General features: G+C 70.4%; 14 protein-coding genes. 8 read left to right on the top strand and 6 right to left on the bottom strand.

Annotated features, from left to right (window positions below):
• Positions 1 to 49 precede the first annotated feature (49 nt).
• Positions 50 to 265, bottom strand: coding sequence for a type A2 lantipeptide (locus CLM62_RS42620; RefSeq protein ID WP_095755253.1), 216 nt, complete (start codon positions 263 to 265; stop codon positions 50 to 52).
• Positions 266 to 721: 456 nt separating this feature from the next.
• A complete protein-coding gene (locus CLM62_RS42615) occupies positions 722 to 1,135 on the bottom strand; it encodes a PaaI family thioesterase (RefSeq protein ID WP_095755252.1) in 414 nt (137 codons plus the stop codon).
• 184 nt (positions 1,136 to 1,319) lie between these two features.
• Between CLM62_RS42615 and CLM62_RS42610 the strand changes: the two genes are divergently transcribed.
• The 4 genes from CLM62_RS42610 to CLM62_RS42595 all read left to right on the top strand — a co-directional run bounded on the left by CLM62_RS42610 (position 1,320) and on the right by CLM62_RS42595 (position 7,493).
• Positions 1,320 to 2,696, top strand: a complete 1,377-nt coding sequence (locus CLM62_RS42610) for a S1 family peptidase (protein ID WP_095755251.1) — start codon at positions 1,320 to 1,322, stop codon at positions 2,694 to 2,696.
• A 260-nt stretch (positions 2,697 to 2,956) separates the two neighbouring features.
• A complete protein-coding gene (locus CLM62_RS42605) occupies positions 2,957 to 5,413 on the top strand; it encodes a SpoIIE family protein phosphatase (RefSeq protein ID WP_257004413.1) in 2,457 nt (818 codons plus the stop codon).
• A 58-nt stretch (positions 5,414 to 5,471) separates the two neighbouring features.
• Positions 5,472 to 5,891 carry a CBS domain-containing protein gene (locus tag CLM62_RS42600; protein WP_095755250.1) on the top strand — a complete coding sequence of 140 codons (420 nt, stop codon included), beginning with the start codon at positions 5,472 to 5,474 and terminating at the stop codon, positions 5,889 to 5,891.
• Positions 5,892 to 5,990: 99 nt separating this feature from the next.
• The gene (locus CLM62_RS42595; protein WP_095755249.1) at positions 5,991 to 7,493 is read left to right on the top strand and encodes a cytochrome bc complex cytochrome b subunit; all 1,503 of its coding nucleotides are present in this window, start codon (positions 5,991 to 5,993) and stop codon (positions 7,491 to 7,493) included.
• On the opposite strand, the gene CLM62_RS42590 is transcribed toward CLM62_RS42595, so the two are convergent.
• Together CLM62_RS42590 and ctaD are read right to left on the bottom strand one after the other, a co-directional pair.
• Positions 7,423 to 7,812, bottom strand: coding sequence for a cytochrome c oxidase subunit 4 (locus CLM62_RS42590; protein WP_095755248.1), 390 nt, complete (start codon positions 7,810 to 7,812; stop codon positions 7,423 to 7,425). The two genes, CLM62_RS42595 and CLM62_RS42590, sit on opposite strands and share 71 nt — an antisense overlap.
• Positions 7,809 to 9,482 (bottom strand): cytochrome c oxidase subunit I, encoded by a 1,674-nt coding sequence (gene ctaD / locus CLM62_RS42585; protein WP_095755247.1) that lies wholly within the window; start codon positions 9,480 to 9,482, stop codon positions 7,809 to 7,811. The genes CLM62_RS42590 and ctaD overlap by 4 nt, the downstream gene beginning before the upstream one ends.
• Before the next feature lie 486 nt (positions 9,483 to 9,968).
• Between ctaD and CLM62_RS42575 the strand changes: the two genes are divergently transcribed.
• Genes CLM62_RS42575 through CLM62_RS42560 form a run of 4 tightly spaced genes read left to right on the top strand, consistent with a single transcriptional unit; the run spans position 9,969 to position 13,681 of the window.
• Complete coding sequence (locus tag CLM62_RS42575) at positions 9,969 to 11,036, top strand: glucose-1-phosphate thymidylyltransferase (protein ID WP_095755393.1); 1,068 nt, start codon at positions 9,969 to 9,971, stop codon at positions 11,034 to 11,036.
• On the top strand, positions 11,033 to 12,010 hold the full coding sequence (rfbB, locus tag CLM62_RS42570) for a dTDP-glucose 4,6-dehydratase (protein WP_095755245.1): 978 nt from the start codon (positions 11,033 to 11,035) through the stop codon (positions 12,008 to 12,010). Before CLM62_RS42575 ends, rfbB begins: the two co-directional genes overlap by 4 nt.
• Complete coding sequence (gene rfbD, locus CLM62_RS42565) at positions 12,007 to 12,891, top strand: dTDP-4-dehydrorhamnose reductase (protein ID WP_095755244.1); 885 nt, start codon at positions 12,007 to 12,009, stop codon at positions 12,889 to 12,891. Before rfbB ends, rfbD begins: the two co-directional genes overlap by 4 nt.
• The gene (locus CLM62_RS42560; RefSeq protein ID WP_095755243.1) at positions 12,878 to 13,681 is read left to right on the top strand and encodes a methyltransferase type 11; all 804 of its coding nucleotides are present in this window, start codon (positions 12,878 to 12,880) and stop codon (positions 13,679 to 13,681) included. The genes rfbD and CLM62_RS42560 overlap by 14 nt, the downstream gene beginning before the upstream one ends.
• A 61-nt stretch (positions 13,682 to 13,742) precedes the next feature.
• On the opposite strand, the gene rfbC is transcribed toward CLM62_RS42560, so the two are convergent.
• Positions 13,743 to 14,351, bottom strand: a complete 609-nt coding sequence (gene rfbC / locus CLM62_RS42555; protein WP_095755242.1) for a dTDP-4-dehydrorhamnose 3,5-epimerase — start codon at positions 14,349 to 14,351, stop codon at positions 13,743 to 13,745.
• Positions 14,352 to 14,354: 3 nt separating this feature from the next.
• Positions 14,355 to 16,313 carry a glycosyltransferase family 2 protein gene (locus tag CLM62_RS42550; RefSeq protein WP_095755241.1) on the bottom strand — a complete coding sequence of 653 codons (1,959 nt, stop codon included), beginning with the start codon at positions 16,311 to 16,313 and terminating at the stop codon, positions 14,355 to 14,357.
• Between the last annotated feature and the right edge of the window lie 11 nt (positions 16,314 to 16,324).

Below are 16,324 nucleotides of genomic sequence, written 5' to 3'. Positions count from 1 at the left end.
CCCGGAGCCGGGAAACGGCTCCGGGACTCAACGGTCACAAAAGGTGCGATCAGAGACCGGCGACCAGGCTGGTGACCGGGGCGGTGTTCAGGCCGGTGGCGCCCTCGACGGTGCCGACGACGGTGTCCACAAGACCGGAAACCGGGGCGATGCCGTCCACCAGGCCGGTGGCGGTGCTCAGAGCGTTCACGGACAGACCGCCGGAGACGTTGTCGAGCTCGGCGTCGGAGATCTCGACGGTCTCAACCTGGGGGGTGGAGTTCATGTTGGAACTTCCCTTCGTATGGATATTCACAAGGGGGAGCGGCCCCCTCTGGGGACAGATGGACGGCCGCGACCACAGGTGCCGGGCGGCGCCCGTTTCCGGAAGAGCCAAAAGCGGCCCCTGCGGTGCGATGGATCAAAGCACGCTGCGGGTGCGCGCTTCTAATCAACCACCGGTCTCACCAGGTCACTTGCGCCTCAGGAGCAACCATCCGTGCAGGTGTGTGCACGCCTTGGTGGCGACATCTTCACACCCGGCGCGGCATGCGTTCGTGCGGCCCCTTGTCGTCGCGGTGGCGAATCCGACACTCCGCGCCAATGACGTGACCGGCGGCGCCGGCATGTGCAGATCCTTCACACGCGGTGACTTCGTTGGGCAGTGGATGTGCAGATTCCCTGAAGCCAGGATTCGACCCCGTGATCGCAACAGACCGTCGCGTGCCGGTTGCCGACCGTGTCAGCCCAGAAGTGCGTAGACGGTGCTCGCCCGTGCCGCGATCCGCCCCGAGTCCTCATCGGTCATCGTGATGTCGGCGAACGCCATGCGACGGCCCAGCTTGGTGACGACCGCTTCGATCAGGACATCCGAACCGGTCACCGCACGCTGGAAGGACGTGGACTGCTGGACCGTCGTCATCGGTCCATAGGCGCCCCGGGCCGCCGACACCGCGATCACGGTCGCCGTGTCGGCGGCCGCCATCAGGGCCTGCCCCGACAGTCCGCCGCCCTCCCGGGACAAGCGGTCCGACCAGGGCAGTCGCAGCATCGCGCGGTCGTCGCCCAACGCCTCGACGGTCAGGCCCAGCGCGAGGACCCAAGGGGCGAAGTTGTCGGCGAGGATCTTGTCGGCTTCGGCGGTGGTCATCGTCATATGGGGGATTGTTCCCCGAACCGGCCCGGCGGGCGCGGGCGATGGCCGATTCGATGTTTCGAACGGTGCGCGCGGAAACGGAATTGAACGCCCCGCGCGACCCATGCGTACCTCCTGCCATCCAGGCGCCCCAACAACTGCCGCACAAGGCAGCAGACTCCGGTCCCTCAGGAGGTCGAGAAGTTTGAGTCACAAGCGAATTCCGAAGCGCAAGGCCGCGATAGCGGCGGGCAGCGTGGTGGCGCTCGGAGCAGCCGCGATCCTGCTCCCGAACGCCAACGCGTCCCAGGACGGCGCGTCGGACGACACCGCCGCCGCAACGCCGAAGACCCTGAAGGCGGCGGACGCCTCGGACCTCGCCTCGCAAGTCGCCGGGCTGCTCGGTGAAGCCTTCGCCGGTTCCTACTACGACTCCGACAGCCAGCAGTTGGTCGTCAACGTCGTGAACGGCGACAACAACGTGATCGTCCAGGCGAAGCAGGCGGGCGTGAAAGTCCGCGAGGTCGACAACAGCATGGCCGAACTCGAGGCCGGCGCACAGATTTTGAAGTCCGAGGCGACCATCGCGGGCACGTCCTGGGCGGTCGACCCCAGGACGAACAAGATCCGGGTCACCGCGGACAGCACGGTCACCGGCACCAAGTGGGACAGACTGGAATCGACCGTCCAGAGCCTCGGTTCCGGCATGGCCACCATCACGAAGTCGGCCGGCACCTTCAAGACGTTCGCGTCCGGCGGTGACGCCATCTTCGCCGGCGGCTCGCGCTGCTCGCTCGGCTTCAACGTCACCGCGGGCGACGGCTCGCCGGCCTTCCTGACCGCGGGCCACTGCACGCTCGCCGGCGACCAGTGGTCGGACGCCGAGGGCGGCCAGCCGATCGCCACGGTCGACCAGTCGACCTTCCCCGGCGACGGCGACTTCGCGCTCGTGAAGTACGACGACCCGGCCACCGAGGCGCCGAGCGACGTCAACGTCGGCGGCGGGCAGACCGTCCAGATCTCCCAGGCCGCGGAGGCCGAGGTCGGTCAGCAGGTGGCGCGGATGGGGAGCACCACCGGGCTGAACGAGGGCCAGGTCCTCGGACTCGACGCCACCGTCAACTACCCCGAGGGCACCGTCACCGGGCTCATCCAGACCGACGTCTGCGCCGAACCCGGCGACAGCGGCGGCTCGCTGTTCACCCAGGACGGCCTGGCCATCGGCCTGACCTCGGGCGGCAGCGGCGACTGCACGGTCGGCGGCGAGACCTTCTTCCAGCCGGTCACCACCGCCCTGGAGGCGGTCGGCGCGACGCTCGGCGCAGGTGGCGCGGCCGGCGGCGACGCCGGTGCGGGCGAAGAGGCCGGTGCCGGCGAGGAAGCCGGTGCTGGTGAAGAGGCCGGTGCGGGTGCCGGTGGCGAGGAAGCCGGTGCCGGTGAAGAGGCAGGCGTCGGTGAAGAGGTGGGCGTCGGCGAGGAAGCAGGCGTCGGCGAGGAAGCGGGCGTAGGCGAGGAGACCGGCACGGGTGAGGAGACGGGCACCGGCGTCGAGGACGGCTCGGGCCTGACGCAGACCAACTGATCCCTCCTCAACCGCTCGGCACCTCAACCGTTCCACACGGTGTTCCACACGATGAAGACCCACCCCGGCCCTACCCCGCGGTTCCGGCCGGTGGTGGACCGGTCCGGCCCTCCGGCGGGAGGGCCGGACCGGTCTGTTCTCGCCAGGCCCTCAGGGGTCAGATCTCCCTCTTGGCGGCTCATCGCGCACGGCGAGCCGGGTGATCGCGCGGCTCCACGGAACGGTCACAGGGGCTGCGCGGGTGCCCCATACGCGCTGTAATGGCCAACGTGGTCAGTGAGGGCGCGGCGGGACGCAGAACGAGAACGCTGCGTGCCGAAGTTGCCCTGAAAACGCTCACGGCCGACCCGGACTCACCGGAACGGCTCCGCCGCGTCCTCGAACAGGCGCTCGTCTTCAGCGGGGCGACGTTCGCCGCCGTCTACACACCGGGCGAGCACGGCGACCAGCTGTGCCTGGTGGAGTCCGTCGGCGTGCCGAGGACGCTGTACGGGCTGCGCGACAGCTATACCCGCTCCGGCCGGTCCCCGGTGGCCGACGCGCTGCGCACCGGCCGGCCGGTGTGGCTCGGCCCCGAGGAGCTCGCCGCCCGCCCGGAGTCCCGGCGGGCACTCTCGCGGGAGTTCTTCCTGGCAGCCCTTCCCGCACAGGGAGACGAGGGTGGCGCCTGCCTCCTCGCCGCGCGCGAGGACCACGCCGGCTTCGACACCGACGACCGCGAGTGCCTCGAACTGGTCGCCGACGCCGTCGTCCGCCCCGTCCCGGCCCAGGCCGGCGAGCGCGAGGAACTCCCAGCGGGCGCCTTCAGCCTCGCCATGGACACCGGTCGCCTCGAGGTCGGCGACGAGATCCTGGAGCTGTTCGGGCTCACCCGGGACGAGTTCGACGGCAAGGTCGAGACCCTGCTGGGCCTGACCGTCCCGGAGGACCTGCCCTCGCTGATGTCCGTGGTGGAGGCCGACCACATGTCCATCGGCGAGCGTGAGCTGGAGTTCCGGGTGCTGCAGCCCGCCGGCCCGCCCAAGTGGCTCAGGCTGCGCGGCCGCCTCCTGCCGGGCGGCGAGGGCCGGCCGATGCGGCTCGTGGGCACCGTCGGCGACGCCTCCAAGCTGCGCTCCGACGTCACCGATGTGGCCCGCGTCCAGCGCCTGGCGGCCGCCCTGGCCATCGCCGGTACCGTCCGCGACGTCAGTCAGGCCGTCGTCTCCGCGCTCCGGGGGCCGCTCCAGGCCGACCGGATCGCGCTCGCCGAGCTGGAGGGCGACCGGCTCGTCGTCACCGTCCTCGACCCGCCCGAACCCGACGTCTGGCCCGAGCTGTGGCGCCTGGAGTGGCGCTCCGAATGGCCCGACGCGCCCGTGCGGGCCATGCCCACCCTCGCCACCGCACTGCGCGAGGGCCGCGCCCAGATCTGGCCCGCCGGCACCGCCCTCGAGCCCGCCCTCGCCGACGTCGGCCCCGGCGGCCTCGCCGTGCTGCCGCTGCCCGCCGGGGGCCGTATGGCGGGCGCCTGCCTGATCGGCTGGGACACCCCGCACGACTTCGGCCCCGACGAGCGCGCCCTGCTCACCGCCTCCGCCGGCCTCGCCGGCCAGGCCCTGATGCGCGCCCACGCCTTCGACGCCGAGCACGAACTCGTCGGCATGCTCCAGCGCCAGCTGCTGCCGCGCCGCCTGCCCAAACTTCCCGGCGCGGTCGCCGTCGCCCGCTATCTGCCCAGCACGGCCGGACTGGAGCTCGGCGGCGACTGGTACGACGTGATCCCGCTGCCCGACCACCACGTGGCGCTCGTCATCGGCGACGTCCAGGGCCACAGCGCGGGCGCCGCCACCCTCATGGGCCAGATGCGCACCGCACTGCGCGCCTACGCCGTCGAGGGCCACCCGCCGGACGTGGTCGTCTCGCACGCCAACCGGCTCCTGACGGACATGGAGACCGACCTCTTCGCCACCTGCGCCTACGTCGACATCGACCTGGAGGCGGGCTCCGCCTGGTACGTGCGCGCCGGACACCTGCCGCCCGTGCTGCGCCACGCCGACGGAAGCACCGAGATCCCCGAGGCGGACGGCGGCCCGCCGCTCGGCGTCGTGGCGCAGGCCGACTTCCCGATGAGCCCGCTGCGGCTGCGGCCCGGGACGCTGATCGCCCTGACCACGGACGGCCTGGTCGAGTCCGCGGAGTCCGACATCGACACCGGCATGGACGGCTTCGCCCGCGAACTGGCCGTCTCCGACCCCGCCCACCTCGGGCTCGTCGCCGACTCCCTCCTCGGCAGCGCCCGCCGCAGCGACGACGTCGCCCTGCTGCTCATGCGCTACGACGGCATGGCCGTGCGCCCGCGGCGCGAGAGCTGGACGGTGTGGCGCGTCCCCGAGGCCGTCCGACACGCCCGCCGCTTCACCCGCCGCACCCTGCGCACCTGGGGCATCCCCGACGACGCCATGGACGCCGCCCTCCTCGTGGTCTCCGAGCTCGTCACCAACGCCCTCGTGCACACCGATGGCCGGGTCCGCCTCGACCTCACCCTCATCAGCCACCGGCTGCACGTCGCCGTCGCCGACGCCTCCCCGCGCACCCCCGTCAAGTCGACCAGCATCGGCTGGGAGGCCACCGGCGGCCGCGGCATCCTCCTCGTCGAGGCCATGTCGGCGGCGTGGGGATCCCTGCCCGTCAGCGGCGGCAAACAGGTGTGGAGCGAGATCTCGCTGGAGGCGTGACGACGGGCCACGCACCTGGGTACCCGAGGCCGCGACATCCCGAGAGGAGAGATACGTCATGACCCAGCACGTCAGCGACATCATGACCGGCGCACCGGTCACCGTGGAGCCGCAGACCTCCGTGACGGCCGTGGCCCGGATCATGCGCGACCGGGACCTGGGCGCCGTCCTGGTCACGGACGGCGACGAACTGCGCGGCCTGGTCACCGACCGCGACCTGGTGGTGCGCGCGCTCGCCGAGGGCGGCGACCTCGAGCAGACCACCGTCGTAGGCGCGTGCAGCGACGACCTGGTGACGGTGACCCCCGAGGACGACCTGGACCACGTCGTGGAGCTCATGCGCGAGCACGCCGTACGCCGGATCCCGGTCGTCGAGAGCGGACACCCCGTCGGCATCGTCGCCCTCGGTGACCTGGCGATGGAACGCGACCCGGAGTCGGCGCTCGGCGACATCAGCGCGGCCCGGCCCAACACCTGAGCACCCGAACGGGTGCTTTCCGGCCGCCCTGTACTCGGTACCGCCCCTGTGGGGGGAGGGACAGCACGGCGGTGCTGGTGAGCAGGGAGGCGGTCGGGGGTGGAGCGCGAGCGGTCCAGGACACATCCGGGGACACGGTTCGCCGACGCGGCGGACGGACGCCTGCCCGTCCTCGACGGCGGCGGCCGACTGCTGCGCAAGGCGTTCCCCGACCACTGGTCGTTCCTCCTGGGCGAGCTCGCCCTCTACAGCCTGGTCGTCCTCGTCCTGACCGGCGTATGGCTGACCCTGTTCTTCAAGCCCGAGATGACCGAGGTCATCTACGACGGCCGATACCTGCCGCTGCAGGGCGTACGCATGTCCGCCGCCTTCGACTCCACCCTGAGCATCAGCTTCGACGTGCGCGGCGGCCTGCTGATGCGGCAGGTGCACCACTGGGCGGCCCTCGTCTTCGTCGCCGCGATCGGAGTGCACCTGCTGCGGATCTTCTTCACCGGCGCCTTCCGCAGGCCCCGAGAGCTCAACTGGGTCATCGGGGTCACGCTGTTCGTGCTCGCTCTCGCCGAGGGCTTCGCGGGCTACTCGCTGCCGGACGACCTGCTGTCCGGCACGGGCATGCGCATCGCACAGGGCATCATGCTGTCGATCCCCGTCGTCGGCACCTACGTGAGCATGTTCGCCTTCGGCGCCGAGTTCCCCGGCGAGGACATCATCACCCGGCTGTACGCCCTGCACGTCCTGCTGCTGCCCGGCGCCCTCATCGGTCTGGTCACCGTGCATCTCATCCTGGTCTTCCACCTCAAACACACCCAGTGGCGCGGCCCGGGCCGCTCGCAGCGCAACGCCGTCGGAAAGCCCTTCTTCCCCCACTTCACGGCGACGACCACCGGCCTGTTCCTGATCGTCTTCGGGGTGCTCACGCTGCTCGGCGGCCTCGCCCAGATCAATCCGGTGTGGAACTACGGCCCCTACCGCCCCGACCTTGTATCGACCGGCGCCCAGCCCGACTGGTACGTCGGCTTCCTGGAGGGAGCGCTGCGGCTCGTACCGCCGTGGGAGACGAACCTCGCCGGTCACACCCTGATGTGGAACGTGCTGCTCCCGGCGGTCGTCCTGCCGGGGCTGCTGTTCCTCGTCCTGTACCTCTACCCGTTCGTCGAACAGCGCCTGACCGGCGAGGGACAGCGCGAACAGCACCTGTGCGACCGGCCCCGCGAACGCCCCGTCCGCACCGGACTCGGCGTCGCCGGCATCACCTTCTACGGCGTCCTGCTGCTGGCCGGCGGCAACGACGTCGTCGCGCAGACCTTCCGGATCTCGGTGAACACCCTGACCTGGGTGCTGCGCGTGGCCCTGATCCTGGGCCCGGTCGTCGCGTTCATGCTCACGCGACGGCTGTGCCAGGCGCTGATGGCCGCCGAGCGTGAACGGCTCCGGGAGGGGGTGGAATCGGGGGAGGTGCGACAGACCGTCGAGGGCGGCTACGCGAGCGACCACCGTCCGCTCAAGACCGGTCGGGCCGGAGCCCCGATCATCCCTCCCGGTCGACGTACTGGAACACAAGCCCCAGAACGCCGCGGGCCAGCACGGCGCACCCGATGAGGAACAGCCACAGCCCGTAGACCACCCCCGTGGCGGCCACCGCGAAACCCAGGGCCGTGACCACCGGCCACCGGCTGTCCGGCGGGAAGAACTCCAACGGGCCCGCGCCGTCGGCCACTTCGGCGTCGCCGCGGTCCTGCGGGCGCCGCCCCTTCCGGCGGTACTGCACCGCGCTGAAGAAGGAGACGACGGCGGCCATCAGGAACGCGATCACCAGCACCGCCGTCCCGGCCGGCTCCTCGGACCACCAGCCGTACAGGGCGGCCACTCCCGCGAAGAACAACGCCACCACACCGAACAGCAAGGCCTCGGTCCTCATCGCAGCCCCCGCTCCTTCTCCTCCTGGATGATCCCAGGATGGTGCAGATCGAACGCCGGAGCCTCGGACCGCACCCGGGGCAGCGCGAAGAAGTTGTGCCGCGGCGGCGGACACCCGGTCGCCCACTCCAGCCCCCGCCCGTACCCCCAGGGGTCGTCCACGGTCACGGGCCGCCCGTAGCGGGCGGTGAGCCAGACGTTGTACAGGAAGGGCAGGGTGGACACCCCGAGAAGGAACGACCCCGCCGACGACAGGGAGTTGAGCACGGTGAAGCCGTCGGCGGCCAGGTAGTCGGCGTACCGGCGGGGCATGCCCTCCTCGCCCAGCCAGTGGTGTACCAGGAAGGTGAGCTGGAACGCCGGGAACAGCAGCCAGAAGTGCAGCTTGCCCAGCCGCTCGTCGAGCATCTTCCCGGTGAACTTCGGCCACCAGAAGTAGAACCCGGCGAACATCGCGAACACCACGGTGCCGAACAGCACGTAGTGCAGATGCGCCACGATGAAGTACGAGTCGGTGAGGTGGAAGTCCAGCGGCGGCGAGGCGATGATCACCCCGCTCAGACCGCCCAGCAGGAACGACACCAAAAAGCCCTGCGCCCACAGCATCGGCGTCTCGAACGACAACGACCCCCTGTACATGGTGCCGATCCAGACGAAGAACTTGATCCCGGTGGGCACGGCGATCAGGAACGACATCAGCGAGAAGAACGGCAGCAGCACGGCGCCGGTGGCGAACATGTGGTGCGCCCACACGACCGCGGACAGCATGGTGATCGTGACGGTCGCGCCGATCAGCGGCAGATAGCCGAACAGCGGCTTGCGCGAGAACACCGGGATGATCTCCGTGATGACCCCGAAGAACGGCAGGGCCACGATGTAGACCTCGGGATGCCCGAAGAACCAGAACAGGTGCTGCCACAGGATCGCCCCGCCGTTCGTCGCGTCGAAGACGTGCGCGCCGAACTTCCGGTCCGTCTCCAGGGCCAGCAGCGCGGCGGTGAGCACGGGAAACGACGGCAGCACGAGGATCGAGGTGAACAGCACGTTCCAGGTGAAGATCGGCATCCGGAACATGGTCATGCCGGGGGCCCGCAGACACATGATGGTGGCGATGAAGTTGACCGCGGTCAGTGTCGTCGACACGCCCGTCACCACCAGCCCCATCACCCACAGGTCGCCGCCCGCGCCGGGGGAGTGGTAGGCGCTGTTCAGCGGGGCGTAGGCGAACCAGCCGAACGCCGCCGCCCCGCCGGGGACGACGAAGCCCGCGACGACCATCAGCCCGCCGAAGAGGTACATCCAGTACGACAGCGCGTTGAGCCGCGGGAAGGCCAGGTCCGGGGCGCCGATCTGCAGGGGCATCACGACGTTGGCGAAGCCGGCGAACATCGGGGTCGCGAACAGCAGCATCATGATCGTGCCGTGGATCGTGAAGAGCTGGTTGTAGACGTGCTCGTTCATGAACTGCATCCCGGGGCCCGCGAGTTCGGCCCGTATGGCCATGGCCAGCAGACCGCCCAGGAGGAAGAAGCCGAAGGCCGTGACCATGTACAGACGGCCGATCACCTTGTGGTCGGTCGTCGAGGTCCAGCGCAGCACCGCCCTGCCGAGCGAGCGCTCGCGGACGTCGGGTCCCTGGGCGACCCCGCCATGTTCCGACAAATCCGTCATTGTCCTCCTCTCTGGACCGCGGCGACGCTACCGCCGCCACCTGGGGAGCCGTTCGCGCCACGCCCTGTTGTTTGAGCGGATCACCACAGGGGACTCGTTGGCACAGCACGACAAGGACGGAGCGCCGCCGGCCCTGAAGAGGGCCGGCGGCGGCGACGGACTCAGAAGGAAGATGAAACGCCGTGACCGCGCAGACCAGTGAGCACAAACCCGTTGTCCGACGGCCCGAGACGGGCTGGTCCAGGGCCCGCCGCCTACGGCGCGAACGCGCCCTGTGGACCTGCCTCCCGGCGGTAGAGGACCGGAGCACACCGCGCACGGCCCGCCCGGAATCCGAGGGGAACATTTTCCGCGGCGAGGACTGACCACCCGAGCCCGTGACCAACGACTCCCTGCCGCCGTAACCTGGAGCCCTCTGCTGCCGTAACCGAGAAGCCACACCCCCGCCATGGTCCGTTCCCTGGGTGACGCACTATGGTGGCGCAGATGAAGGCTCTCGTGCTGTCCGGCGGTGCCGGTACGCGGTTGAGGCCGATCACGCATACCTCGGCCAAGCAACTGGTTCCCGTGGCGAACAAGGCTGTTCTGTTCTACGGCCTGGAATCCATAGCCGCGGCCGGTATCACCGACGTCGGAATGATCGTCGGCGACACCGCCGCGGAGATCGAGGAGGCGGTCGGCGACGGATCGCAGTTCGGTCTGAAGATCACCTACATCCCACAGGAACGCCCTCTGGGACTCGCCCACGCGGTACACATCGCCCGGGACTATCTCGGCGACGACGACTTCGTGATGTACCTGGGCGACAACTTCATCGTCGGCGGCATCACCGACCTCGTCGAGGAGTTCCGCGGGAACCGGCCCGACGCCCAGATCCTGCTCACCCGCGTGCCCGACCCCCGCTCCTTCGGCGTCGCCGAACTCGACCCCGACGGGCAGGTCGTCGGCCTGGAGGAGAAGCCCGAGCACCCCAAGAGCGACCTCGCCCTGGTCGGGGTGTACCTGTTCACGCCTCTGATCCACGAGGCGGTCCGCTCCATCGAGCCATCCTGGCGCGGCGAGCTGGAGATCACCCACGCCATCCAGCAGCTGATCGACACCCGCGCCGACGTACGCTCCACGATCATCAAGGGCTACTGGAAGGACACCGGGAACGTCTCGGACATGCTCGAGGTGAACCGGATGGTCCTGGAGAGCCTCGACCGACGTATCGACGGCGAGGTGGACGAGGCGACCGAGACCATCGGCCGGGTCGTGGTGGAGGAAGGGGCGCGCATCGTGAACTCACGCATCGTCGGCCCCGCCGTCATCGGCGCCGGAACCATGGTCAGCGACTCCTACGTCGGCCCCTTCACCTCCGTCGCGGAGGACTGCCGGATCACCGACAGCGAGCTGGAGTTCTCCATCGTGCTGCGCGACTCCTCGATCCACGGGGTGGGCAGGATCGAGTCCTCACTGATCGGCCGCCATGTCGAGGTGACCCCGGCACCCAGTGTGCCCAGCGCCCACCGCCTCGTCCTCGGAGACCACAGCAAGGTGCAGATCCATTCATGAACCTCCTCGTCACCGGCGCCGCCGGGTTCATCGGCTCCGCATACGTCCGCAGGCTCCTCGCCTCCGACGAACCCGACGCGCCCAGGATCACGGTGCTGGACAAGCTCACCTACGCCGGCACCCTCGACAATCTCCAACTCGACCATCCCCGGCTGGAGTTCGTGCAGGGCGACATCCGTGACGCCGAACTCGTCGACAAGCTGATGGCCGACGCCGACCAAGTGGTGCACTTCGCCGCCGAGTCGCACGTCGACCGCTCGATCAGCGGGGCGGACGATTTCGTCCTCACCAACGTGGTGGGCACGCAGACCCTGCTGGAGGGGGCCCTGCGCCAGGGCGTGGAGACCTTCGTGCACATCTCCACCGACGAGGTCTACGGCTCCATCGAGCAGGGCTCCTGGCCCGAGACCCACCCGCTCAGCCCCAACTCGCCCTACTCCGCGTCCAAGGCCTCCTCCGACCTGCTGGCCCTCGCCTACCACCGCACCCACGGCCTGGACGTCCGCGTCACCCGTTGCTCCAACAACTACGGGCCGCACCAGTTCCCCGAGAAGGTCATCCCGCTGTTCGTCACCAACCTGCTCGAAGGGAAGAAGGTCCCCCTCTACGGCGAGGGCCTCAACGTCCGTGACTGGCTGCACGTCGAGGACCACTGCCAGGGCGTCGAGCTGGTGCGGACCGAGGGCCGTCCCGGCGAGGTGTACAACATCGGCGGCGGCACCGAACTGAGCAACAAGGAGCTGACCGGCCTGCTGCTCGAGGCCTGCGGCGCCGACTGGGACAGCGTGGAGTACGTCACCGACCGCAAGGGCCACGACCTGCGCTACTCCGTCGACTGGTCCAAGGCCCGCACCGAGCTCGGCTACCGCCCCCGGCACGACTTCGCGGCCGGCCTCGCGGACACCGTCGCCTGGTACCGGGACAACCGCGCCTGGTGGGAGCCGCTGAAGCGACGCGCCCAGGGACTGTCATGAGGTGGCTGGTCACCGGCGCGGGCGGCATGCTCGGCCACGACATGGTGGACGAACTCCTGCGCCGCGGCGAGGAGGTGACGGGGCTGGACCGCACCGCCCTGGACATCACCCGCGCCGACGCCGTCGAGGGGGCGTTCGCCGAGCACCGGCCCGACATCGTGGTCAACTGCGCCGCGTACACGGCCGTCGACGACGCCGAGAGCGACGAGGAACGGGCGCTGCGGATCAACGGCGACGGACCCCGGCTGCTCGCCCGCGCCGCCGCCGGGCGGGGTACGCGACTGGTCCACATATCCACCGACTACGTCTTCCCCGGCGACACCCGCACCACCCCCTACCCCGAGGACCACCCGCCCGCCCCGCGCACGGCCTACGGCCGCACCAAGCTGGCCGGAGAACAGGCCGTGCTGCGCGAACTGCCCGGCGCGGGCGTCGTCGTACGCACCGCCTGGCTCTATGGAGTCCACGGCCGCAGCTTCGTCCGTACGATGACCGAGCTTGAAGCCCGCCGCGACACCGTCGACGTCGTCGACGACCAGCGCGGACAGCCGACCTGGAGCGCGGACGTCGCCGAACGCATCGCGGACCTCGGCCCCCGGGTGGGCCGCGACGCGAGCGGCGTCCTGCACGCCACGAGTTCCGGCGAGGCCACCTGGTACGAACTGGCCCGCGAGGTGTTCGCGCACCTCGGGGCCGACCCGGACCGGGTGCGCCCCGTCAGCAGCGCGGCCTTCCCACGGCCCGCGCCGCGCCCCGCATACAGCGCCCTCGCGCACGGCCGCTGGCAGCGGCTCGGCCTGCCGCCGCTGCGTGACTGGCGTACCGCTCTGCACGAAGCAATTACCCGGATCCGCAAGGAGTCCCTGCGTGAAACGCCATGAGTTCCTGCGGGAGCTGCACAAGGTCAGCGCCAACCGCAACTACCTGGAGATCGGTGTCAACGACGGCCGGAGCCTGACGCTGTCCCGTGTCCCCAGTATCGCCATCGACCCCGCCTTCAAGGTGGTCACGGAAATCAAGTGCGACGTCCACCTGGTGAAGGCCACCAGTGACGACTTCTTCGCCCGCGACAATCCGCTGGCCCATTTGAAGGGCGGCCGTCACCCGGTGCGCAATTTGCGCCGGGGCCGCAGCCCGATCGGGTACTGGCGGCGTACGACCCTCGACCTGGCGTTCATCGACGGTATGCACCTGTTCGAGTACGCGCTGCGCGACTTCATGAACGTGGAGAAGCACTCCGACTGGTCGAGCGTGATCGTCCTCGACGACATGCTGCCGCGCAACATCGACGAGGCGGCCCGCGACCGGCACACCGGCGCCTGGACCGGTGACGTCTACAAGGTCCAGGAGATCCTCAACCGGTACCGTCCCGACCTGGTCACCGTCCAGGTCGACACCCAGCCCACCGGACAACTCGTCGTCTTCGGTGCCGACCCCGGCAACACCGTGCTGCACGACAAGTACGACGAGATCATGGCCGAGTACAACGTGCCGGACCCGCAGAAGGTCCCCGAGGCGATCCTGGAACGGGTGCGGGCGGTGCAGCCCGAGACGCTGGTGGAGGCGCCGTTCTGGCGCGCCATGGTGAAGGCCCGCAACCTCGGCGTGCCGCGCTCCCGCGGCCTGGAGCCGCTGCGCACCGCGCTGGAGAAGATCTCCGTCACCAGCTGAGCAAGCCCCACGCACGGAACCCCGGCCGCTGTGAGAGCGGCCGGGGTTCCGTCGTACCGGGTCAGGCTCCGGCGTTCCCGCCGCGCAGGCCCTCGTAGTAGGCGGAGCAGACGGCGTACGACGGCAGCAGACCCGACCGCTCCGCCTCCGCCAGCGACGGCGCCTGCTCGTCCTTCGGGGACAGCAGCGGCGGGACGCCCTCGGGCCACTCGATGCCGAGGTCCGCGTCCAGCGGGTGCACGCCGTGCTCGCGGTCCGGCGCGTAGCCCGTCGAGCAGAGGTACACCACGGTCGCGTCGTCGGTGAGCGCCATGAAGGCGTGTCCGAGCCCCTCCGCGAGGAACACGGCGTGCCGGCTGTCGTCGTCCAGCCGCACCGCCTCCCACTGCCCGAACGTGGGCGATCCCACGCGCAGGTCGACCACCACGTCGAGCACGGCGCCGCGCGCACAGGTGACGTACTTGGCCTGGCCGGGCGGCACGTCGGAGAAGTGCACCCCGCGCAGGACGCCCCGGCGGGAGACCGAGCAGTTGGCCTGCGCGAGGGACAGGTCGTAGCCGGTGGCCTCGCGGAACTCCTCCCCGCGGTACCACTCGTGGAAGGTGCCCCGCTCGTCGGGGAAGACCTTGGGCTCCAGCACCCAGGCCCCCTCGATTCCCAAGGAACGCATCTTCTATCGCCTCCATGCCTTGATCCGGGACACCGCCTTCCCCCGGATCCTGCCGAGCACACGCCGCGCCTTGCGGGCCAGCCGCAGTGCGACGCCGGGGCGCGGCCTGCGCACCACCTGCACGCCGCCCATCCCGCCGCGCAGGGCGAACGGCAGCGCGAGGAAGCGCGGCTCGTCGGCATCCGGCGCCGGACACAGCGCGACCCGCCAGGCGGCGCCCTTCAGCCGCCCTACGGGCAGCACGGCCGCCAGCGTGGCCCCGGAGCCGTCAGTGGACGGGGACAGCGTGCCGGGAACGTCGAAGGAGGTGTTGCCGCCGCTGAACCGCAGCCGCACCTCCGTGTCGCCGGGGACGTGCAGCGTCAGGGGCACGCTCAGGCGGTCGCCGGTGATGGTGACCTCCTCGGGTGTGAGGCGGCCCAGGCCCAGGCGCTTGCTCGCCCGGTCGATGTCCAGGGCGAGGCTTGCCTGCTTCTCGGTCCAGTACGGCAGCACCACACGGCCGCCGACCAGTCCGGCGGACCCGGCCGTCCGGTCCTTGCGGGGGACCGGGCCGAGGCGGCACTCCTTGGTCCAGCCGCCCAGCTTGACGCGGACGAAGGCGTCCCACAGCCCGGCACCCGGCGGGGTGCCGCCGGCGGCGGTGGCGGGATCGATGGTGGCCGTGGCGCGCAGCACCAGCCGGACGCGCTCGCCCTCCTCCGCCGGAACGATCTCGCGGGTGAACTCCACGGGCTGGAAGTACTGCGCGGCGCTGGAGCGCTCCCGCAGCAGCAAGTCGGCCGTGGCCGTGCCGAAGCGGGCGACGCTGTCGGCCTCCACCCAGGCGACCGCCTCGGTGACGTCCTTGGGCGGGCCGTCCAGCCGGGTGCCGGTGGGGCGGGCCGGGTACGTCATCGGCCGGCCGCCGCTCGTGTACTCGGCGGCGAGGTCGATCCGCAGGGAGCCGTCCTCCCAGCGGATGCTTCCGGGCTCGGCCTTGGGGGCGATCGACGCCTCCCAATCGGCGAACGCCACGAGGTCGTCGAACCGGTCGGCACCGATCAGCGCGGCCACGATCCGCTGTGTGGGCTGGAGCCCGGCCGCCACACCGGGCCCGAAGCGCTCGACGACGACCCCGTGGATCTCGTCGAACAGCTCCTTGCGGTAGTCCGCGGGCAGCGCGAGCAGGCGCTTGCCGCGCATGCGCTCGACCATCTCGTTGCGCAGCCAGCGCCGGTGGAGCTTGTCGCGCACCGGTCCCGGCTCGGTGTACTGCTCCACGACATCGAGGGCCTCGCGGAGGTTCTTGAAGTACCCGACCGGGTCGAAGCGCTGGAAGCCCGCGTTGGAGGCGTCGTCCCGCCTGACGTGGTAGTAGCAGACGTAGTCGCTGAGGACCGAGACGTTGTCCGCGCGCAGGAACGCCTCGGTGACGAAGACGTGATCCTCCAGGCGCCGCCTGCCCTCCGGAAACCTCAGGCCGATGTCGTCGAGGAAGGCCCGGCGGAACATCTTGTGCGGGGTGAGGCTGTCGATCAGCGGGGTGTTCTCGACGGTGGCCCGCGGATGGTTGCGGCGGAACAGCTCCACCGGCACGGGCCGGCCGCGGCCGGCCATCTTGCCGATCACCACGTCGGCGCCGTTGGCCACCCCGTAGTCGTACATCCGCTCCAGGGCCTCGTCGCCGAGGTAGTCGTCGTTGTCGACGAACATGACGTACTCGCCCTTGGCGGCGGCGATCCCGACGTTGCGGGGCTTGCCCGACCACCCGGAGTTCTCCTGGTGGACGACCGTCACCCGGTCCTCCTCGGCCGCGAGCGCGTCGAGACGCGCGGGCGTGCCGTCGGTGGAACCGTCGTCGACGAAGATCACTTCGTACTCGTCGGGAGGCAGCGACTGCCTCAGCAACGAGGCGATGCAGTCCTCGATGTAGGTCCCCGGGTTGTAGACGGGAACGATGACGCTGACCTTGACCGGCATCGGGCTGCGGG

Source organism: Streptomyces sp. SA15, from assembly GCF_002291145.1.
Taxonomy (GTDB): domain Bacteria; phylum Actinomycetota; class Actinomycetes; order Streptomycetales; family Streptomycetaceae; genus Streptomyces.
This window is presented reverse-complemented; position numbering and strand designations above follow the sequence as displayed.